The organism is Propionispora vibrioides (genome assembly GCF_900110485.1).
GTDB classification, from domain to species: domain Bacteria; phylum Bacillota; class Negativicutes; order Propionisporales; family Propionisporaceae; genus Propionispora; species Propionispora vibrioides.
In genome coordinates this window covers 76,277-96,208 of sequence record NZ_FODY01000005.1, presented here as the reverse complement: position 1 = coordinate 96,208, position 19,932 = coordinate 76,277, and the positions used below count along the sequence as shown (strand labels likewise).

At 45.0% G+C, this 19,932-nt stretch carries 22 protein-coding genes, 1 tRNA gene and 1 riboswitch; of the genes, 21 read left to right on the top strand and 2 right to left on the bottom strand.

Going from position 1 to position 19,932, the window contains the following annotated elements:
* Window position 1: 1 nt before the first annotated feature.
* The 18 genes from BMW43_RS06080 to dut all read left to right on the top strand — a co-directional run bounded on the left by BMW43_RS06080 (window position 2) and on the right by dut (window position 15,599).
* Entirely contained in the window at window positions 2-1,585 is a 1,584-nt protein-coding gene (locus tag BMW43_RS06080; protein ID WP_245732242.1) for a DEAD/DEAH box helicase, read from the top strand.
* Between the two features lie 159 nt (window positions 1,586-1,744).
* A complete protein-coding gene (gene recA, locus BMW43_RS06075) occupies window positions 1,745-2,782 on the top strand; it encodes a recombinase RecA (RefSeq protein WP_218140616.1) in 1,038 nt (345 codons plus the stop codon).
* Window positions 2,772-3,218: a regulatory protein RecX gene (locus tag BMW43_RS06070; protein ID WP_091744800.1), complete on the top strand. Its 447-nt coding sequence runs from the start codon at window positions 2,772-2,774 to the stop codon at window positions 3,216-3,218. Before recA ends, BMW43_RS06070 begins: the two co-directional genes overlap by 11 nt.
* A 247-nt stretch (window positions 3,219-3,465) precedes the next feature.
* On the top strand, window positions 3,466-4,983 hold the full coding sequence (gene rny, locus BMW43_RS06065; RefSeq protein ID WP_091744798.1) for a ribonuclease Y: 1,518 nt from the start codon (window positions 3,466-3,468) through the stop codon (window positions 4,981-4,983).
* 396 nt (window positions 4,984-5,379) lie between these two features.
* Complete coding sequence (locus BMW43_RS06060; protein ID WP_091744796.1) at window positions 5,380-5,898, top strand: hypothetical protein; 519 nt, start codon at window positions 5,380-5,382, stop codon at window positions 5,896-5,898.
* A gap of 178 nt (window positions 5,899-6,076) precedes the next feature.
* Entirely contained in the window at window positions 6,077-6,337 is a 261-nt protein-coding gene (locus BMW43_RS06055; protein ID WP_054260323.1) for a stage V sporulation protein S, read from the top strand.
* A gap of 189 nt (window positions 6,338-6,526) precedes the next feature.
* Window positions 6,527-8,029 carry a leucyl aminopeptidase gene (locus BMW43_RS06050; protein WP_091744795.1) on the top strand — a complete coding sequence of 501 codons (1,503 nt, stop codon included), beginning with the start codon at window positions 6,527-6,529 and terminating at the stop codon, window positions 8,027-8,029.
* Window positions 8,029-8,856, top strand: a complete 828-nt coding sequence (locus BMW43_RS06045) for a PHP domain-containing protein (protein ID WP_091744793.1) — start codon at window positions 8,029-8,031, stop codon at window positions 8,854-8,856. Before BMW43_RS06050 ends, BMW43_RS06045 begins: the two co-directional genes overlap by 1 nt.
* Before the next feature lie 34 nt (window positions 8,857-8,890).
* Window positions 8,891-9,163 (top strand): translation initiation factor 2, encoded by a 273-nt coding sequence (locus tag BMW43_RS06040; protein ID WP_091744792.1) that lies wholly within the window; start codon window positions 8,891-8,893, stop codon window positions 9,161-9,163.
* Between the two features lie 68 nt (window positions 9,164-9,231).
* Window positions 9,232-10,059 carry an Asp23/Gls24 family envelope stress response protein gene (locus BMW43_RS06035; protein WP_091744791.1) on the top strand — a complete coding sequence of 276 codons (828 nt, stop codon included), beginning with the start codon at window positions 9,232-9,234 and terminating at the stop codon, window positions 10,057-10,059.
* 8 nt (window positions 10,060-10,067) lie between these two features.
* A complete protein-coding gene (locus tag BMW43_RS06030) occupies window positions 10,068-10,430 on the top strand; it encodes a DUF3870 domain-containing protein (RefSeq protein ID WP_245732247.1) in 363 nt (120 codons plus the stop codon).
* A 71-nt stretch (window positions 10,431-10,501) separates the two neighbouring features.
* A riboswitch (cyclic di-AMP (ydaO/yuaA leader) is annotated at window positions 10,502-10,644 on the top strand.
* 57 nt (window positions 10,645-10,701) lie between these two features.
* Window positions 10,702-11,289 (top strand): 3D domain-containing protein, encoded by a 588-nt coding sequence (locus tag BMW43_RS06025; RefSeq protein ID WP_245732241.1) that lies wholly within the window; start codon window positions 10,702-10,704, stop codon window positions 11,287-11,289.
* A gap of 60 nt (window positions 11,290-11,349) precedes the next feature.
* Window positions 11,350-12,099: an alpha/beta hydrolase family protein gene (locus BMW43_RS06020; protein ID WP_091744789.1), complete on the top strand. Its 750-nt coding sequence runs from the start codon at window positions 11,350-11,352 to the stop codon at window positions 12,097-12,099.
* Window positions 12,100-12,388: 289 nt separating this feature from the next.
* Entirely contained in the window at window positions 12,389-12,838 is a 450-nt protein-coding gene (locus tag BMW43_RS06015; RefSeq protein ID WP_091744787.1) for a DMT family transporter, read from the top strand.
* 62 nt (window positions 12,839-12,900) lie between these two features.
* A tRNA-Val gene (locus BMW43_RS06010) sits at window positions 12,901-12,977 on the top strand.
* A gap of 406 nt (window positions 12,978-13,383) precedes the next feature.
* Window positions 13,384-14,100 carry an SH3 domain-containing protein gene (locus BMW43_RS06005; RefSeq protein ID WP_091744785.1) on the top strand — a complete coding sequence of 239 codons (717 nt, stop codon included), beginning with the start codon at window positions 13,384-13,386 and terminating at the stop codon, window positions 14,098-14,100.
* Window positions 14,101-14,316: 216 nt separating this feature from the next.
* Entirely contained in the window at window positions 14,317-15,168 is an 852-nt protein-coding gene (locus BMW43_RS06000; RefSeq protein WP_091744783.1) for a dCTP deaminase/dUTPase family protein, read from the top strand.
* Window positions 15,165-15,599, top strand: a complete 435-nt coding sequence (dut, locus tag BMW43_RS05995; RefSeq protein ID WP_091744781.1) for a dUTP diphosphatase — start codon at window positions 15,165-15,167, stop codon at window positions 15,597-15,599. Before BMW43_RS06000 ends, dut begins: the two co-directional genes overlap by 4 nt.
* A 5-nt stretch (window positions 15,600-15,604) precedes the next feature.
* Here the strand turns inward: dut and BMW43_RS05990 are convergent, their stop codons facing one another.
* Window positions 15,605-15,892 (bottom strand): DUF6236 family protein, encoded by a 288-nt coding sequence (locus BMW43_RS05990; protein WP_091744779.1) that lies wholly within the window; start codon window positions 15,890-15,892, stop codon window positions 15,605-15,607.
* A 110-nt stretch (window positions 15,893-16,002) separates the two neighbouring features.
* On the bottom strand, window positions 16,003-16,356 hold the full coding sequence (locus BMW43_RS05985; RefSeq protein ID WP_091744777.1) for a hypothetical protein: 354 nt from the start codon (window positions 16,354-16,356) through the stop codon (window positions 16,003-16,005).
* 460 nt (window positions 16,357-16,816) lie between these two features.
* Between BMW43_RS05985 and BMW43_RS05975 the strand changes: the two genes are divergently transcribed.
* From BMW43_RS05975 to BMW43_RS05965, 3 genes are all read left to right on the top strand, one after another.
* Entirely contained in the window at window positions 16,817-17,989 is a 1,173-nt protein-coding gene (locus tag BMW43_RS05975; protein ID WP_091744775.1) for a hypothetical protein, read from the top strand.
* A 477-nt stretch (window positions 17,990-18,466) separates the two neighbouring features.
* Window positions 18,467-18,733, top strand: coding sequence for a site-2 protease family protein (locus BMW43_RS21845; protein ID WP_091744774.1), 267 nt, complete (start codon window positions 18,467-18,469; stop codon window positions 18,731-18,733).
* Between the two features lie 68 nt (window positions 18,734-18,801).
* On the top strand, window positions 18,802-19,500 hold the full coding sequence (locus BMW43_RS05965; RefSeq protein ID WP_091744772.1) for a YwqG family protein: 699 nt from the start codon (window positions 18,802-18,804) through the stop codon (window positions 19,498-19,500).
* Window positions 19,501-19,932 lie beyond the last annotated feature (432 nt).

Sequence of the window (19,932 nt, the reverse complement as noted above, 5' to 3'; positions counted from 1 at the left end):
TTTGAAAGAAACAAACAGTCTATTTGGCGATATTCAACTGAGCAAAAAAATCTATTCCGCTATTGCGGATATGGGCTTTGAAGAACCTTCGCCTATTCAGTCAAAAACTATACCGATGGTGCTGGAGGGACATGACGTCATTGGTCAGGCCCAGACAGGCACCGGCAAAACGGCCGCTTTCGGCATACCGATGATGGAACGGGTTACCGACAGCCGGCAAATTCAGGCGCTGGTGCTCACCCCCACCCGCGAACTAGCCATCCAAGTGTCGGAGGAACTGGCTAAGATCGGTAAATTCCGTCGTATAAAAACGCTGCCTATTTACGGCGGGCAGTCAATTGACCGGCAAATCCGGGCCTTGCACTTTGGCGTGCAGGTGGCTATCGGCACCCCGGGACGTCTGCTTGACCACATCCGCCGCAATACCATTAAGCTGAACTCCGTAAAAATGCTGGTGCTGGATGAAGCCGATGAAATGCTGGATATGGGCTTTGTCGACGACATTGAAGCCATTTTGCAGCACATCCCTGCCGAAGACCGCCAGACGCTGCTGTTTTCCGCCACCATGCCCAAACCGATTGCCGCTTTGGCCGCTAAATATATGAAAACCCCTAAGACGGTTACCATCAGCAAAGAACAGTTGACGGTGCCGCTTATTGATCAGGTTTATTATGAAACCAGGGATAAGCTGGACGGCTTGTGCCGGGTTCTCGATCTGGAGGATGCCGATAAACTGATTATTTTCTGCCGGACTAAACGCGGCGTTGATGATCTGGTGGTGTCGCTGCAGGGCCGGGGCTTTATGGCTGACGGACTACACGGCGATTTAAGCCAGTCCCAGCGCGACAAGGTTATGAAAAAATTCCGGGACGGCAAACTGGAGATCCTGATTGCTACCGATGTGGCTGCCCGGGGTCTTGATATTGATCATGTGACCCATGTTATCAATTATGACATACCGCAGGACCATGAGTCCTACGTACACCGGATTGGCCGTACCGGCCGGGCCGGCAAGAAGGGCATTGCCATTACCTTTATCGGTCCCCGCGAGTACCGTCAGTTGAAACTGATCGAAAATCTGGCCAAGACCCGGATTCTTCGCAAACAGCTTCCCTCGCCGGCCGATGTGCTGGAGCGCCAGAGAGATCTGCTGAAGGGGCGGATTAACCGTATGGTTGAGCAAGGTGGTTTCAGCGACTACCATACCATCGTATCGGAGCTGGCTGCCGATTATGATCCGCTGGATATTGCCGCTGCCGCATTAAAACTGTTCCAGGAAGGCTTTAAAGAGAAGCCGGACAGTGAGGATTCGGCGCCTAATTTCGCCAACACCGGCGGTCAGCCGGGCATGGTACGGCTGTTTATCAACGCCGGCAAGGCGCAGAAAATACGGGCCGAGGATATTGTGCGGACCATTGCCAGTGAAGCCGATATTCAGGGTAGCCGGATCGGCGTGATCAACATCTACGAGAAGTTCACCTTTGTCGAGGTGCCGGAAGATGTAGCCGAACGGGTTATTTCGGTTATGCACAAGAACACCATCAAGGGTTATAAAGTGAATGTGGAACCGGCCAAGGGCCGTTAACCAAAGAAGAGGGCTGCGGCTCTCTTTTTTTGGGCTTTGTCTGCCGGCCGCGGCAGAACTTGCTCTAGAGATCCGGTGGCCGGGACACGCAGGCAATACTTGACAAACCGAACAGATGTTTGTAGAATAAAAGTATTAGTAGGAGAGAGGATGTGCCGCATGGATAAATTGAAGGCGATCGAGAGTGTACTTAAACAGGTAGAGAAGGATTTTGGCAAAGGGGCGATTATGAAGCTGGGTGAGGCGGCGGCCAAAATGAATGTGGAAGTCATCCCCACCGGCTCGATTGCCCTGGATGCGGCTTTGGGGGCTGGCGGCGTTCCCCGGGGCAGAGTCATCGAAATATACGGACAAGAGTCTTCCGGTAAGACAACGGTGGCGCTGCATGTGATTGCTCAGGCCCAGAAGGCCGGCGGTTTTGCTGCGTTTATTGATGCTGAGCATGCCCTGGATCCGGTATATGCCAAGAAACTGGGCGTTGATATAGACAACCTGCTTATCTCTCAGCCTGACAACGGCGAACAGGCGCTGGAAATTGCTGAAGCGCTGGTGAGAAGCAATGCGATTGACGTCGTGGTGGTGGATTCGGTAGCCGCTTTGGTGCCCAAAGCGGAAATCGACGGTGATATGGGTGATTCCCATGTCGGCCTGCAGGCGCGCCTTATGTCACAGGCCTTGCGGAAACTGACCGGGATCATCAGCAAATCACGGACTACGGCTATTTTTATCAATCAGATCAGGGAGAAGGTCGGCGTCATGTTTGGCAATCCGGAAACGACCACCGGCGGCCGGGCGCTGAAATTCTACTCTTCGGTACGTCTGGAAGTGAGAAAAGGCGAACCGCTCAAGCAGGGCAACGATATTGTCGGCACCCGTACCAAGGTAAAAGTCGTTAAGAATAAAATCGCGCCTCCTTTCAAACAGGCGGAATTCGATATCATGTATGGCGAAGGGATTTCGCGTGAAGGCGGCATCGTTGATCTTGGCAGTGAGATGGATATTATCAATAAGAGCGGTGCCTGGTATTCCTATGGCGATAACCGTCTGGGCCAGGGCCGGGAAAACGTCAAAGAATTTATGAAAGAGAATCCGGCTATAGCTGCCGAGATTGAAACCAAGATCCGGGAGCGGCTTGGGCTGTCGGCGGTTAAGGTAACAGTGCCGGATGAGGTGGAGGAAATAACCGGTGCCGAGTAAACGGAATGCGCTGCAGCAGGCAATATACCTGCTGTCCCGCCGGGATTACAGCCGGCAGGAACTGATGCGTCGTCTGAATCTCGGCCGCTATGAGCCGGAGGATATTGAGGCTGCCGTGGAGCGGGTCAGTGCGCGGGGCTATCTCAATGACAACGCCTTTGCCCGGAATCTGTACGAGCAGCTCAACCGGACCGGGCGGTACGGTATTCGGGCCATCCGGTTCAAACTTGCCCAAAAGGGGCTGGCCGAAGCGATTATCAGTGAGATTACCGGCGACTATGATTTTGAGGAAGAATATGAGCGGGCCTTGCGGCTGGTTGCCGCCAAGTTTGTCAGTCCGCCCACAGGGGAGCAAAAGCAAAAAGTAGCTCGCTTTTTATCGGCGCGAGGCTTTGCTGATTCCACGATTAGCAGGGTTTTTGCACAATTTGAATAAGTTGAACGTAATTGCATATATTTTAAAGTTTGGCTAACTTGACACTAAATTCAAAAAGCTTTACAATTAAGTTGCTTGATCTTGCAGCTACCGTAGATTTGGCCGAACTTTTAAGAGTCCTTTTGCTATAGGGGAAGCAAATAGGTGAAGAAACTTTTAAAAGCCGAGTAAACATTGCTCGGCTTTACCCTTATCAAAAATACACACAAGGAGGTGGAAAACCATCGACATTTTTGAAGTCATTCTGATAGCCGTCATTGCAGGATTTGTGGGTGCCGGAATTGGCTATGTTATACGCAAAAAGATCGCCGAAGCCAAAATTGCCTCAGCCGAAGAAGCGGCCAAAAAGATACTGGAAGACGCGGAACGGACCGGCGAAGCGAAAAAGAAAGAAGCGTTAGTCGAAGCCAAGGAAGAAATTCATAGACACCGCAGTGAACTGGAACGTGAAACCAGGGAACGTCGTACGGAACTGCAACGGCTGGAAAGAAGATTATTACAAAAAGAAGAGAATCTTGACCGGAAAATAGACTCTCTCGAGAAAAAAGAAGAAATTCTTAGTCGTAAAGAGGCTGAGTTAGATAAAAGTCAAGAAAAAATTAATGATTTATACGCGAAGCAACTGACTGAGCTGGAAAGACTGTCCGGTTTGTCTTCAGAAGAAGCCCGCACCTTACTGCTGGCCAACGCACAGGAAGAAATCAAACACGAAACAGCGATGATGATTAAGGAACTGGAGCAACAGGCGAAAGAGGAAGCGGACAAGAAGGCCCGCGAGATTATTTCCTTGGCAATACAGCGGTGTGCTGCCGACCATGTGGCGGAAACCACCGTATCGGTTGTAGCATTGCCTAACGATGAAATGAAAGGCCGGATTATTGGCCGTGAAGGGCGCAATATCCGTACTTTGGAAACACTGACCGGTATCGACCTTATTATTGACGATACACCGGAAGCCGTCATCTTGTCAGGTTTTGATCCCGTTCGCCGGGAGGTTGCCCGGATTGCCCTGGAAAAACTGATTACCGATGGTAGAATTCATCCCGCCCGGATTGAAGAAATGGTGGAAAAAGCCCAAAAAGAAGTGGAACAAAAAATCAAAGAAGCCGGTGAACAGGCTACTTTTGAAACGGGCGTACATGGACTGCATCCGGAAATCATCCGCTTGTTAGGACGTTTGAAGTACCGTACCAGCTACGGACAGAATGTACTTAAGCATTCTATTGAAGTGGCCCATCTGGCCGGGGTTATGGCCGCCGAACTGGGTGTCGACGTTATGCTGGCGAAACGGTCCGGCTTATTGCATGACCTTGGTAAAGCTGTGGACCACGAAGTAGAAGGCCCCCATGTCACGATCGGGGCTGACTTGGCTAAAAAGTACCGGGAATCGGCTGAAGTGATCAACGCAATTGCCGCTCATCACGGGGATGAGGAACCGAAAACGGTTCAAGCAGTATTGGTAGCTGCTGCTGATGCTGTATCTGCTGCCCGTCCTGGGGCGCGGAGGGAAAGTCTGGAAAGTTATTTGAAACGGTTAACGAGGCTGGAAGAAATTGCGGAAAGTTTTGAAGGCGTTGAGAAATCTTTCGCCATTCAAGCCGGTCGCGAAATACGCATTATGGTTAAACCGGATAGAATTGATGATTTGACTTCTGTTCGTATGGCACGGGACATAGTGAAGAAGATTGAAAGCGAACTAGAGTATCCCGGTCAGATTAAAGTTACTGTCATCCGTGAAACACGGGCGGTTGATTACGCTAAATAAGTAAACTCAAACGACCTCTTGCAGGGGTCGTTTTTAATTTTTGTTAGTGGTCCAGCTACTTTGAAAGTGCAAATTGAATTTGCGAAATTTTTTTTGCAGAGCAAGGTTAAGGAAGTACGCATAGCGAATATATGCAAATCGACGGCAACGGGGCCTTGCGTAAAAGAATCTGTAAAGGGAATTGTGGATTTAGCTAGTTTGACGCCCTAATCCTTCTTTCCAGTAATTGAAACTACGGAAAAGAAGGATTTACTCATTACTTAGAGAATAATTTATTACATTGCATGATGAATTACAGTGATCTGGCTTGCTTTTTCCTCTATATGGCTATCAACTGGTAGCTGTCATGTTCTCATAGCTTTTATTTTATATGATGGAGTGGACGGTGACCTTACAATGCCAAAATATCGGCAAGATGATGAACAAATTTCCGATGGTGTGAACTTACTTATTTCGATCCTGGTACGTTATCCCGAGATTGGAACGATAAATTTTGATCCGCGGCAGGATTCCTTAAAGATGACCTTTTTGCTGTCATCCATTCCCTCCCCGCAGGAGTTTGCCGCCCTGGAACAGGTGATGCTCAACAGTGTGCTGGCCTATCATATGCTGGAAGGCGTTAGTGTGACGACGGCGGAGATTCAACTGAACAAGTATGATCAGGTGGCTATGGTGACCATTCTTCGCGATGTGCATACGCTGTCCAAGGGCGAAATTGCCCTGATGATCACTCTGCTCAGAGAACGGCTCAAGGACCGGCTGATTACCGATCATAATGAAGCCATGCTGGAGGAAGATCTCTTAATTCAGGAAGAGTTGATTGACAACATGCTGCAGAGCATGAAGCAAAAAGAAATTGTCCAAAGCTTAATCGGTATCCGCGAGGACGGACGTGTGCTGGTGTTTAACAAATAGCGGTCCGCTTTTGACAGGGATCAGGAAACGGGTGTATTTTTCTAAATGCTTCCGTTTTTTCGCTTTGTTAAATTTATAAAATATTTCCAAATAAAAAAGGAATTATTTGGTCAGGTAACGAATACCACATAAAATAGGACTTTAACTTTGCGTTTTAATTAAAGGAGGGTACTTAAACATGGAAGTCTTGAAGGTATCAGCAAAATCCAATCCTAATTCCGTAGCAGGCGCCTTGGCTGGAGTGCTTAGAGAACGTGGTGGTGCAGAGATTCAGGCCATCGGTGCGGGCGCTCTCAATCAAGCAGTTAAAGCAGTAGCAATTGCAAGAGGTTTTGTAGCTCCTCACGGTGTTGATCTCATCTGCATCCCTGCCTTTACCGATATCCTGATTGACGGAGAAGAACGTACCGCCATGAAATTGATCGTAGAGCCGCGCTAATAGCTAATATGAGTAAAACCTGTTCTGTTGAACAGGTTTTACTGTTTTATCTTTGCAAAATATGGCATACTATTCTATATAGCCGGGTGTTGGGGAAAGAAACCTGACGGTGATTTTCTTCACCTTGTGGCAACGTAACAGGCCATTGTGGAAGCACACCGGTCGAACTGACGCTATAGGAGTGAGACGATGCATATCTACGTGGAAATAAAAGAGCAGCTGGGGCAAGTGGCTTGTGATAGCCTGCTTGTCGGGCTGTATCAGAATATGAAGGTAAGTGGCTCGTATCTGGAGGAAATTGATAAGGCACTGGCAGGCTATGTCACTGAACTGCTCAGCCGCCAGCCGAAATGCGGTGAATTTGGCGAGATCCATTCACTCTATACCTGCGGGAAATTGGCCGCTAAACATATTATTTTCATTGGCCTGGGCAACAAAGAGAAGCTGACGGCCGGGAAAATCCGCCAGGCGGCGGGAACGGCTATCCGGGCGGCCCAAAAGGCCAATGCCCGGCGGGTACTGGCCGCCTTGTACCGGGGAGAGGAGACCCTGCCTGACGCGGTGCAGGCGATGGTAGAGGGCAGCTTGCTTGGCTTATACAGTTTTGACTATTATAAAACGGAGAAAAAGGCTAAGGCAGAAGTCTGTGTGACGGAATTGGGCCTGTTGGCCGAGAGCCAGACGGATATCGCCAAACTTAGCCTTGCAGTGGAAAAGGCACAAATCATTGCGGAAAGCATAAGCCTGGCCCGGGATTTGGTCAATCATCCCGGTCAGGTCATGACTCCCACCAAAATGGCCTGGCATGCGTCTCAGATCGCGAAGGAAGGCCGGATGGAGCTTACTGTACTGGATAAAGGCGCCATGGAGAAACAGGGCATGCACGCCTTGCTGGCGGTGGCTCAGGGCAGCGTGCAGCCGCCGGCGTTTATCATACTAAAATATACGGGCAATAAAAAAAGCAGCAGCTATGTTTCTTTTGTCGGCAAGGGAATCACCTTCGACAGTGGTGGCATTTCGTTGAAACCCAGCGAAAATATGGGGGACATGAAGGGTGATATGGCCGGCGGCGCCGCTGTATTGGCAGCCATGTACGCTATTGGACGGCTGGGTCTGCCGGTTAATATTCTCGCTTTGGTGCCCTGTACAGAAAATATGCCGTCCGGCTCAGCCGTAAAGCCCGGTGATGTGATTTCCTCCCTTGGCGGCAAAACCATTGAGGTCGTCAACACCGACGCCGAGGGCCGGCTGATTCTGGCCGATGCCGTTGCTTATGCGGTAAAACAGAAAGTTGAGAAAATCATTGATCTGGCCACGCTGACCGGCGCCTGTGTCGTGGCGCTGGGTAATGTCGCCTCCGGGCTTATTACCAATCAGCCGGAATGGTGCAACCAGGTCAAGGCAGCCGCGGCGGCTGCCGGGGAAAAAGTGTGGGAAATGCCTCATTTCGAGGAATATGAGGAGCAAATCAAGAGCGATATTGCCGACCTGAAAAATTCCGGCGGCAGAATGGCCGGCATGATCACGGCAGGACTGTTTATCGGTCATTTTGTTGAAGCTATTCCCTGGGTTCATATGGATATTGCCGGTACTTCGGATACGACAAAAGCTAAGGGGGATCAGGCCAAAGGCGGTACGGGTGTGGGAGTGCGTACGCTGGTGGAGTTGGCTTATAGCCTGGCTGAAGCCTGATGAAGGCAGACTTACATATTCATACTACCGCTTCCGATGGCCGCTATACTCCCACTGAAATTTTACGGCAGGCACGGGAAGCCGGATTACGCTATATCGCCATTACCGATCATGACACGGTAGACGGACTTTTATTGCTGGAGCAGCAGAAAAACTTAGCACCGGACGACGCATTGACGCTGATTCCCGGCATTGAATTCAGCACCGATCTGCCCGGTCATGAGGTTCATATTTTAGGTTATCATATTGATATTCACCAACCGGAGTTAAGCGAGCAACTGACGCTGTTGACCCAAAGCCGCCGGACGCGTACCCGGCGTATTGTTGAAAAGCTGGTAGCGCTTGGGTTTGATATTACCTATCAGGAGGTGCTGGACATTGCCGGAGCGGCGACCTCCATCGGCCGTGCCCAGATATCGAAGACACTGGTGGCCAAAGGCTATTTCCCTACCGTCGGTGACGTGTTTGAGAAACTTTTAGCCACGGGAGGACCGGCCTATGTCCCCCATGACAAACTTTCTCCGGCCAGTGTGATTGCTTTGATCAAAAAGGCCGGTGGTGTGGCTGTATTGGCTCATCCAGGGCTGGTCGGCGATGACCAGGTTGTTCTGGCAGTCATCCAGGCTGGCATTGATGGGTTGGAAGTGTACCATCCCAGACATGACGCCGAACATATAGAACAATACCTCGCATTGGCCCGGCGCCACCGGTTGCTTGTTACCGGCGGGTCGGACTTTCACGGGATTCCCGGTCGTTTTCCTGAGACGCTGGGTATTGTCGCCGTACCGGCGTCATTGGCTGAACATCTTTGCTCCCCGAGGGGGTAGTGGTGTGGACCACTAAGATTTCAGGAGGATGCTAATGGATACAGAAGTCAGCCTGATTACAGACTTGCAGGCTCGCATCCGCGAGCTGGAGGATAAGGTCGAGGCACTCCGGCTAAGCCGGCGGGTGCTGATGAATTTGCTTGACTTGCTGGAACGAGAAAAAAGTGAACAATTGTCAAAGCTGGCATTGCAAAATGAGAAACTGCTACGGAATAACACCCGGTATGCGCGTAAACTTATGCATTACACTACTCGCATAACCGAGTTAGAACGGCAAGTGCAGAACAATTTCCATAGGCCCACTTGACAACACCTTGGAAGGTGTTTATTTTTTATGTATAGAGAATTTTTAAGAGCAGGCTTGGAGGGCAGCCAGTGGATGTAATTGCATTAGTGGGACCGAGTGGAACCGGTAAGAGTCATCGTGCGCTCATCGTGGCACATGAACATGCCGCGGATGCCATCATTGATGATGGCATTTTGATAAAAGACAGTAAAATTATCGCCGGCTATTCGGCGAAGAAAGAACCGAGTAAGATTAAAGCTGTGCGGCGGGCCATTTTTATGGAGCCCGAGCATGCCGAAAAGGTACGGGCGGCTATTGCCGAAGTACGGCCGTCCCGTATTTTAATCTTGGGCACTTCGGAAAACATGGTGCAGAAAATTGTCGATGCCTTGCAATTGCCGTCGATTAGCAAGACTATTTTTATTGAAGACATTGCTACAAAAGCCGAAATCGCCAAAGCGCGGGAAAGCCGTCTAAAAGAGGGAAAACATATCATACCGGTGCCTACCATTGAATTGAAACCTCATTTCTCCGGCTACATGATCGACCCTTTGGAAATATTCTTTAAGAAGCCCCAGGCCAAGCGGCGAAATAAGCTGGGCGAAAAGTCGATTATCCGCCCCACCTTTAGTTATTATGGCAAGCTTTTAATTTCCGATGCGGCCATCGCTTCGATTGTGGATTTTGTGGCAACCAATGATACCTCAATTAGTAAAACCGGGCAAATTAATATAAAAAATTCCCATGACCGGGAGACCGGCATATCCATTTCACTGGATGTTACCGTCCGGTATGGCAGTGTGCTCCGGGAAGTGGTCTATGATGCCCAGTGCCGGATAAAGAGTGTGGTTGAGTTTATGACCGGTCTATTGGTCAAGGATGTCAATATAGCGATCAAGCGGTTAAGTGTAGAATAAGACATTTGGTGGTGTTTATCCTGAGCAAAGTATTGTGTGATGATCTGGTTTTGTTTTCCGGTTATGCCAAATTGCCAATTGGCATAACCGCCAATGAGATATATAAGGTTGTGGGAATTGTCGTTCTGGTGAAGGTGGCGACAGGAGAAATTGTGGAGGCCGACTGTACATTGGCTACTAAACTGGCCAGAAGGCATATTGCGGACTCATTGGTCGGCTACAGCCTGAAAGACGGCGTTGATGAACTGGTACATTTGATTGACCGGATTTATCAGGGCGGCGCTAAAAAGTCGCTGATTACGACGCTCCGGATTATTTATGACAAATATCGGAGTTATACCGAAGAACACCATGTACAGCCTGCCGAATAAGCCCTGACTGTTTTATATGGCGATTTAGGCCAAAGCATGGACATTGACAGGCGGGAAGGCTTGGATTATTATAATATATAATGCCGAATCCTTATAGGTACGGGGGGACCACTAAATATACAGGGGTGAATCCGGTTATCCGGAAGGGTTCTCTATTCCTTCTCTTTTACCCTAACCCGACAGCTAACCTCGGAGGCAGAAGCCGCAAGGGATATTGCCCTGGTCTTTTTCATGGCAGTTAGCTTGGGGCGAGTAAAGAGAGGTGGTACGATTGAGGAAATTTTTCCTTACAGCAGTGTTCGTCTGCATACTGCTTGCCATACATGCCGTTGTGTTTGCCGCGCCGGGAGATACGGCGCTCAAAGTGGGCATGCGTGGTGATGACGTGCAGGTATTGCAGAAACTGTTGACTGACGCCGGGTTTTATCAGGGGCCTATTGACGGGGTGTTTGGCAATGGGACGCTCCGGGCGGTTACGGAGTTCCAGATCAGCAACGGATTGGCTGTGGACGGGGTTGCCGGCAGCGAAACCTTTGCTTATCTGAATCGTGGCGGCACCGGCTCGGATACCAGCCGCTACAGCCGCTCAATCAGCATGCGGGCCTCCGGCTATAGTGCGTTTGATCCCGGTAATTCCAGTTATACAGCTCGTGGTACTCAATTGCGCAAGGGCCTAGTTGCAGTGGATCCCAATGTGATTCCCTTAGGAACCCGTTTATACATACCAGGATATGGATATGCTATCGCCGATGATACAGGCGGAGCAATTCGTGGTAACGTAATCGATTTAGCGTTTGACAGTCATGCCGATGCCCTGCGGTTTGGCAGGCAGCAGGTAACTGTATACATTATTGATTGACAGGCTGGTGCCTGTTTCTTTTTTTTTATTTTATTAACAAGCCGGAAGGGAGGGACATGTATGAAGTCCATTATGCTTATTCATGCCAATGCGCAATTACCTGTTGTGATACACGAAGGCACTTCCAACCAGGTACTAATTATTTGTCATGGTTTTCGTGGTTCCAAGGAAGGCGGCGGCCGGGCGGTTGCCCTGGCGGAGGAAGTCGTGAAGCTGGGTTTGTCGGTGGTACGTTTCGATTTTACTCCTCTTGGTCCGTTGACGCAGCAAATTGATGAACTGGCGGCAGTGGCGGCGTTTGCCCGGCGGGAGATCGCCAGCAGGCTGGTGCTCCTGGGACGCAGTATGGGCGGCAGCGCGGCGTTAACCTATGCTGCGGCGCAGCCGGAGGGAATCAGCGGGCTATGCCTGTGGGCGGCACCATCAAATCTGGAAGAAACTTTCCGGCTGGCTTTACAGGAGAACTACCAACGGCTTTTGGCGGGGAAGACGGTACACGTTACCGATTCCTATGGCCGTAGTTCACTGACGCCTGCCTTTATCCAGGACTTTGCCGATTATGATTTGCTGCAGGCTGCCCGTTCGCTTAAGGGCATTCCTGTTCTTGTTCTTCATGGGACGCAGGATGAGACCGTCCCCTTTGCTCAGGCGGAAACCTTATATCAACAGCTTGTCGGCAGAAAGGAACTGGTTGCCGTACCGGGCGGTGACCATCAGTTGCACGCTTTTTACCGGGAAACGACAGCAGCCATATTGAAATGGATAAAATCGCTGCAATCAAGCATACTAGAAAAGCGCCCTAAACGGTAGTTGCAGGGCGCTTTTTCTTAGCCAACTGACTGGTCAAAGCTTTTAGCAAGCCTGGAAAAGTGCTGATTTAATGAGCTTGCCGGCGGGGCAAGAGCTGTTTTCGGCTGGTAATCAAGCTAAACTTAGAGGAACGTTAAGTTCTTCAAGGTCTACTGATGCCACCAGACGGTCAAAGTTCCGTCAGAATGCTGCGTGAATAGAATCAGTGTTTCACTCAAGGCAGCCGGCAGTAATGGCTGCTCTTTGGAGTTTAAGGCTGGCCGGTCTTTTAAAAAGGAGTGTATGCTGCGTGGATTTATCGAATAATATGCTGGCTCTGCTACTGGCGCTTTTGTCGGGCATATTTATGGCCATTCAGGGTTCGCTAAACGCGGCGCTGAGCAAGGTAATCGGTCTTATTGAAACCACCTTTGTCGTGCATTTTATTGGTACGGTCATTTTGCTGCTACTCCTGTTTGTCTTTAAAATGGGCAAAGGCAGTCTGGCGGCCATGCCGGAAGCACCCTGGTATGTATACCTGGGTGGCGTGATCAGTGTATTTATTATCTATCTGGTGGCCGCCAGCATACCCAAAGTCGGCATGGCTAACGCAACGACGGCCATTATCGTCGGCCAGGTGCTGACGGCCATTATTATTGACCATTACGGCGGCTTTGGCTTGGAGCATATGGCCTGGGAATGGAACGATCTGGCCGGCCTGTTTTTGCTGACTGTGGGCGCTTATCTATTGCTAAAATAACAAATAAATAAGCCGCTGCTTGACAACTCTTGTTTTTCATACTATAATGTGAAATGTCTTAAGGGGTTATAGCTCAGTTGGTTAGAGCGCTTCGTTGACATCGAAGAGGTCAGAGGTTCGAGTCCTCCTAACCCCACCATAGAGAATGATAAGCAGTACAAGGCTCCATGAGCTCTGTACTGCTTTTTGTTTTGCTTAAAAAACTACTTAGAAATATCAAAATGTTGCTATTTTGTTGCTACTGCGCTTCTTTGATATTGTAGGAAGATAGATTTTACGATGCTTGAAGCGCTCTAACCAACTGAGCTATGCAGGAGTTCGAATGTATTAATCAAATTAGATTAAGATAAGGAGGAGAATTTATGTCGCAGAGTGAATTTGACCTGGAGAATTTATCAAACTTAATTAATAATTTGAATAAGGTACTTCTTCCTACAGTAGAAACTTGTTTGCAAATTCAATACTAGATATTTGTTGGAGCTCAAGCTATACAAAGATATATTAATAATAATCCTGCCTTAACTGAAGGGATTAAGAACGCAGTAATGGCAGCAGCAAATATGCATATAGCAATGAATGCCAGCCTAGAACCCGTTTTTAAATACTATGTCGCTAATCAGGAACAAATAAATAATGTCTTAGTAAGAATTCAACAGGCTTCTATTAGTATTGATTTTAATAAAATCGATTTCGATAAATTTAACAAACTTTATGATGATAGTCTAGAAGATTGTCTAGAAGATCGTAAATTATCTGATTTAGAATTACAAGACCTTAATGTTGCTGTTATTGAATCTACTCACGGAGCTACATTTGATTTAATTCAGTTTGTTAACAAGCTAAGTGGGTTAATTATAAAATATAAGAACCAAGCATTATTTGGATTATTTTGCGTAATATTCACACAAGTAATTATGCCCTATTGCAAAGATGTTGTATCATACATATATCCTCCTGAATCAATTCAAGTTTTTAGGGAATTACGTATTGCCCATATGGAAGAAGCTAACCAGAACGCCCTTACGAGTATTTCCCCTGATGAACTTAAACACGCTAAAATAGTACGAGTACGTGAATTAAATGTTAGAAGTGAGCTTAATATTGACGCAGCTATTATTGGTGGTCTGTGTTTTGGATGGAATGTTAAGGTGATAGATACGAATGGAGATTGGGTTTTTATTCGATGGCGGGGTGTTGATGGCATTGGAATTCAGGGGTGGGTTAATAACCGTTATTTAATTGGAGTAAAGGAATCAAAGTAGAAATCAACGGTAGAATAACCCTTATGGAGCTTACTGGGTAAGCTCCATAAGGGTTATTTTTATCATATTAGAAAATTTGTTATTTGCTCTTGTCACATCTCTGCAATTTTTAAAAACAATCTGACCAAATTACTAAATTACTAAAAAATAGAGGAATTGGTAATTGAATGAAGTATTTTACATTACTAAAGCGGTATACTCAAAAGGGGATAATTTATGTTTTCTGATAGAGATATAAGAAAAGCTTTAAATAAAGATATTGTTATATTTCCTTTTAGAGAAGACGATTTAACACCAGTTGGTTATAACTTTAACCCAACTGATTTTGTTTTTTCTCTCACTTCCCAGGATTTAGTACCAGCTATTGATGGCTTTTATAATATAAAGCCACATGACACTGTTTTAATTTTGACAGAAGAAGCTGTTTGGGTGTCTAAGAAAATTGCTGGTACATTCCATTCTAAGGTTGGCGTTGTATCTCAAGGCTTTGGCCATATTTCTACTACTTTAGATCCTAATTGGCATGGACCACTGCTTATCTCATTAAATAATCCAACTGACTTAATACTTAAATTACCCGTAAACAAATCATTTGTGACGCTTATATTATACAAAGTTAATACTCCAGCAGACAAAGATCACGATAATCAAGCAAGCAGAGTAGACATTCTTCGTAATATATCAGAGGATGTTCTTGACAAAGAATTAACAGATAGTAATAAAAATTTTTTAAGAAAAGTACAAACTATTTTTATAAAAGAAGATGTTTATGATGAATTTAAAAAGAAATATACTAAATTATTACAAGACTCAAAAGCATCTATAATATCTGGACAAAAAACAAATGCTATTAATCGTATTTTTGCACAAGGTAAATATTATGGTTTAAAAACTTTACAAGTTATACTGTTTTTGTTATGCTTCTTTAGACTACTTGCACTTATTCCAGCATGTTCTGCTTTAGAAACATATCTGTTTTTTATTGACAAAGGTGTTTTTATGGGAATGTTAGCTATAGCAATATCATTATTCATGGCAATTAAGGTTGTTAAGGAGGAAGTTCTATGATTAGTAAGTTAAAAGTTAAATTACTAAATGATAATGCAAAGTTGCCGCAATATGCTCATTTCGGTGATGCAGGTTTAGATATATCTTCTGTTATCGATACAGAAATAATGCCTGGAGAAAGTGCATTGATACCTACAGGGTTAAGTATACAATTACCAGTGGGCACAGAAGCTCAGATTAGACCTCGTAGCGGGCTAGCTCTTAAACATCAAATTACCGTTTTGAATTCACCCGGAACTATTGATCAAGGATATAGGGGGGAAGTCGGAGTAATATTAATAAATCATGGGAAGAAAATATTTAAAGTAGAGCGTGGAATGAAGATAGCGCAGATGGTAGTACAACCTATTCTTTCTGTTGAGGTACAAGTGTGCGAAGACTTAGATGATACCGAACGTGGAGAAGGTGGATTTGGGTCAACTGGAGTGTAAAAAAATCAGATGATTGTTACATCTTTGATTCGTGATACTTCTGCAAAGTAGTTACTCATTATATCTTTAAATTGCTTTAATTCATCCTGTCGTCTTATTCTGAATTCTATAATATCCTGAAGTGGAACATCATTACCTGGTGAAGGAAAAATGTTTTCTAAAATAAGGTTTATTCCAAGGTGATTCGTATGTTCGGGTGAACAGTACAATAAATCTCGTGCTATAAGTGTATCGGTAACAGGAACTGTGTATGGAGACTTACCTTCTGCAATATGCTTAGTAAGAACTGCCATAAAGACTCCAGCCTCTGCTGTAGGAACGAGATATTCTTCTACATCATCATAGATAATATTAATCCTTCGTTTCTAAGTTGTCCTAGAATAGAGGAGGTCATTTTATCCTTTCAAATGGGAGTGTAATGCGAATAAGAAGCCTCATAACTTATACCTAGAGAAGCAAAAATACCTTTTTTGAGGAGCGGAAAACTCGACGATTTCAGTACTTTTCTTACATCGTCAACAATAGCATCTAGATCAAGTAGATATGTGATATACCCGGGGTCAATTGTACTAAATATACCTTCTGCCTCGAGAAATTGCAGATCAGGAGTTAGAACCTGATAGCGTTCTTTTGCATTGTCTGGTAAAATTGATTGAATATGGTCCCAATAAAATAATGGCTGTTTTAACCAGAGACTGTTTGTCGGCATCAAATAGGGGTAGTATAACGCAACATGATCGGTATCTTTTATACTCATACGCCTCACCACCTAATTTTATATATACAACTAACTGCTGATTAGGTTAATGCCAATTTTATATACTTCTTTTTCAGGATTATAAATACCTACTTGCTAATTAGAATATAATGATAACATATCTGTATTTGTGTACGGTTACAGCAGGACATGATAAATGGGGAAATCATGCCCTTTATCAATCTTACGGGAAAAAGGTAGGATATTTACCGTAGATAAAGTATTCGTTAGAATGGCGGCTTCACTCAAGGCTGGAGGACAAGGCATGAGATACACATCAGAGTTCACGGCAAAGAGATTTACCTGTTCTGCGACGAAGGACTATGGTTTATAGAGCAGTAATCAATACAAAATTGCCCCGAGGTGTAATCCGTGGGGTTTTGTCTTACTTGGTTTTTTGTTGAGAATTGTGAAATATCCTGTTATTCTAATAACAGGATAAACGCAGAGGTGTGACATAGTGATAGAGACAAAGGATGTAGTGGGGTGGCTACTTGCTATTGCCCCTCTGTTGTTCACCTATTCATATAATAGAAGCAAAAAGGGTCGGTTAAAAATCGCAATTGATTATGTCCGACAAAAGACAATATCTAACGAGCCAAGAGCAGTCGTTGATTTACCAAAAGTAGAACAAAATATTGACCCGTTACTCGTTGAGATTACACTGACGAATACTGGCAAAGAGACTGTCCTTGTTGATAAATTCGGCGTAACTGTTGATGGCAAAAATATTGTCCTGGAATATTGCACTCCATTTTACTTTACGTCTACAGCACCCAATGCTCCTGTTCACGGTGGATTCAGCGAATTGCAGTACATATCTAAAACTGGAGAGAAGCTAGGTAAAATCGAAGGTCAGCATAAAGTACAAATACAAATGAAAGCGTCGTTGTTTCTACATGACGTAAAAGATATTTTTGTAATCGATACCTTGAGCAATAAATGGTCCGCTGATAAAAAGTCGCTTGACAAGTTTTACATTGAATTTAATCAGAATAACCCAGCACCTTATTCGCGAGGTGGAGATGTTCCCATTTTTTTTGAATTTAAAAAGAATAATCTGGTTCAACCCCCTTCCGTGAGAGGCTGGGACGTTGCGATGTCACAGTTTTTTAAAGAATATCGTAGTGAGATAGTATCTGCTATCATTGGTATAGTTTTATTAACAGGCACACCATGGTGGTGGAATTGGTTTTTTGGTAGCAAACCAGTAAAAGAGGAACAAAATAGGCCAGTTGCCATTCAGTCGATTGTTAATCAGCCTAGTCAACCCAATCCATCTAATCAGCCAACTGTTACGCCAACGAATCCTATAAATTCTACAAACTCGATACCTCCTAAACCTGTACCAAAGAAGAAGGAAGAGATTGTGATGGTAAACAGAGGTACAACAGGTACGCTGTTTGACGGTGCTGTCAGAGTTAGCGTCATTGGTATCTCTTTTGAAGGTAGTCCCCTTCGCGACAAGGTGTCTGCTAAAATCGATGGGTTCGGGCTATCTGAAGTTATTGAGAAGGCAGATGTCGGAACATTGGTAACACTAAAAAAGGGAGAAACTGCATATGAAGTAAGGCTCCATTCGGTCAGTACCTCTAATGCAGAGTTCTCAGGAATTATAAGGGAAGATTTTTAATAGTTTTTGTGTTGCTACGATGTTGCTACCCTGCTTTGTTGGTACTGTAGGAAGCTTAAAAATAGTAACAATACTGATTTTCATGAATTCCAATATAAAAGTCCACGGAAGCAGTAATAACAAGTATCCGTGGACTGTTGTTTTCAAATTCAGTTTACGTGTACTTACAGTTGCCATCGAAGAGGTCAGGGATTCGAGTTCCTTTAACCCCACCAGTATGTAAGGCACTTTGGTATGGTTGGTTCTGCCTAACTTCTGCCTAAGTGCTTCGATAAAAGAATAGCGCTCAGGTGGTCTGGACCTGAGCGTTATATAAAAAGGTATTTTTAGCAATTTAGGCTTTCTGTAGTTGCAGAAGGCTCATTTTCTTTTGTAAGGCCGCTTAAAATTTCTAGAGCTTTGTCTTTGTTTGAACGTAGTGCGTGAGAGTAATGTTCTAGCAGCACTCGCGGAGACTGCCATCCTCCCCATAAGTTGATGTTGTCACTTTGCTTATTTTGTATTCGATGTATCTTATTAATCCTGTTGATGCCAAATATTATAGTTCATGAGCTGGGACACTTCCTGTTGGCCTTGGCTCTGGGGTTCCCCGTAAAATCTTTCGATATAGGTTCAGGGGAAATTTTATGTCAGTATTCTTTAGGAACTATCTCATTTAAAGTTTGCGAAAAAATTGATGGAGCTAGCGTAACAATAAATTCTATAGGGAAAACTTATCAAAAATGGAAAATCATTGCATTATGAGCATTCAGTACAGCGTGTGAATTAAAACAAATCTACAGGAAGTTTATATTTTCAAAAGAGAGGTTACTATGACAGTTGATGAGATAAAGGAAATACTCAAAAGAAAAGCTATCATTTTCCATACAGGAGGGAAAAGACCCACAAAAGAGCTACTTGAAAGCTGGATTGGAAGAGTCGGTTGGAAACAGCAAGATGAAGATTTGCCGCTTGACAGCATCGGCAAAAACATGATGCCAATAGCTACAATTTTTCTAAAAGGTATTCCATTTTGTCCCATGGAATTACTGGGAACGGAGCTTGTAACAATATTTATGTCGGAGGAGATTTGGGATAACCTTATAGCAGAAGATTTAAGTCCTTGGTTTACTATTCGGACTTATAAGTCACTTGATGATTTAGTTCCATGCGAATACAAATCCGACCTAATGAACCCTTTCCCCATCATGCCTGAATTTGTAGAGAATGATTTTCCTACATGGGATGGAGGAGGTATTCCGTCTGTAATAGAAGATGTCATACTCAAATTGGAAAATACGGACGGGATTGATTACTTCGATGATATCTGCGAAGAAATTTATGCTCAATACAAAATTGGAGGGTATCCTGTTTTCTGCCAAAGTGGACATTGGTTTGGTGAAGGATATTCTTTTGTTTTGCAAATATCTTCAGACGAAAAAGCAAAATTTAATATTGTAGACAATGGGAATTTTTATTTTTATTCCAATCCCCAAAAAGCGGATTGGAAAGTATATTGTGATTTCTATTGATTAGAAAAGATTATGAACAATTTAAGCAGTATGATTTTAAGATTGTTTAGGTAATTTTAGCAGAATAGAAAAAGCCCTAAGCTACTTTATAGTGCTTGGGGCTTTATAAGGTCGTTTACTTTTGTATTACTGGATTTTAATTTAACCTCAAGCTCATATTCCTTACTCGAAAGATTTAAAGAAGAAAACGAATTGTATAAATCTCTTATTCAAGCAGGTGAGAGCCGTAGAGGTGAAAGTCAGGATGTTAACGAAGTCTTGGACGCTGATTATGGGCGGCCCTGACAACATGGAAGAACCAGAAGAGGCTGGACCCGTCGCTCCCGTACGCGTGGACTATTTTACACGTAATATTCAAGAAATAGGATAAATGATAATTTTTGTCAATATATTAGTGATTTTGCAGGAAAATTAATCCAATAGGAAGAAAGA

Coding starts and splice junctions, on each gene's coding strand:
- recA (WP_218140616.1), top strand. CDS start 1,745: ATGGATAAATTGAAGGCGATCGAGAGTGTACTTAAACAGGTAGAGAAG.
- BMW43_RS06060 (WP_091744796.1), top strand. CDS start 5,380: ATGCCAAAATATCGGCAAGATGATGAACAAATTTCCGATGGTGTGAAC.
- BMW43_RS06055 (WP_054260323.1), top strand. CDS start 6,077: ATGGAAGTCTTGAAGGTATCAGCAAAATCCAATCCTAATTCCGTAGCA.
- BMW43_RS06050 (WP_091744795.1), top strand. CDS start 6,527: ATGCATATCTACGTGGAAATAAAAGAGCAGCTGGGGCAAGTGGCTTGT.
- BMW43_RS06045 (WP_091744793.1), top strand. CDS start 8,029: ATGAAGGCAGACTTACATATTCATACTACCGCTTCCGATGGCCGCTAT.
- BMW43_RS06040 (WP_091744792.1), top strand. CDS start 8,891: ATGGATACAGAAGTCAGCCTGATTACAGACTTGCAGGCTCGCATCCGC.
- BMW43_RS06020 (WP_091744789.1), top strand. CDS start 11,350: ATGAAGTCCATTATGCTTATTCATGCCAATGCGCAATTACCTGTTGTG.
- BMW43_RS06005 (WP_091744785.1), top strand. CDS start 13,384: ATGGCAGCAGCAAATATGCATATAGCAATGAATGCCAGCCTAGAACCC.
- BMW43_RS06000 (WP_091744783.1), top strand. CDS start 14,317: ATGTTTTCTGATAGAGATATAAGAAAAGCTTTAAATAAAGATATTGTT.
- dut (WP_091744781.1), top strand. CDS start 15,165: ATGATTAGTAAGTTAAAAGTTAAATTACTAAATGATAATGCAAAGTTG.
- BMW43_RS05990 (WP_091744779.1), bottom strand. CDS start 15,892: ATGGCAGTTCTTACTAAGCATATTGCAGAAGGTAAGTCTCCATACACA.
- BMW43_RS05985 (WP_091744777.1), bottom strand. CDS start 16,356: ATGAGTATAAAAGATACCGATCATGTTGCGTTATACTACCCCTATTTG.
- BMW43_RS21845 (WP_091744774.1), top strand. CDS start 18,467: ATGTTGTCACTTTGCTTATTTTGTATTCGATGTATCTTATTAATCCTG.
- BMW43_RS05965 (WP_091744772.1), top strand. CDS start 18,802: ATGACAGTTGATGAGATAAAGGAAATACTCAAAAGAAAAGCTATCATT.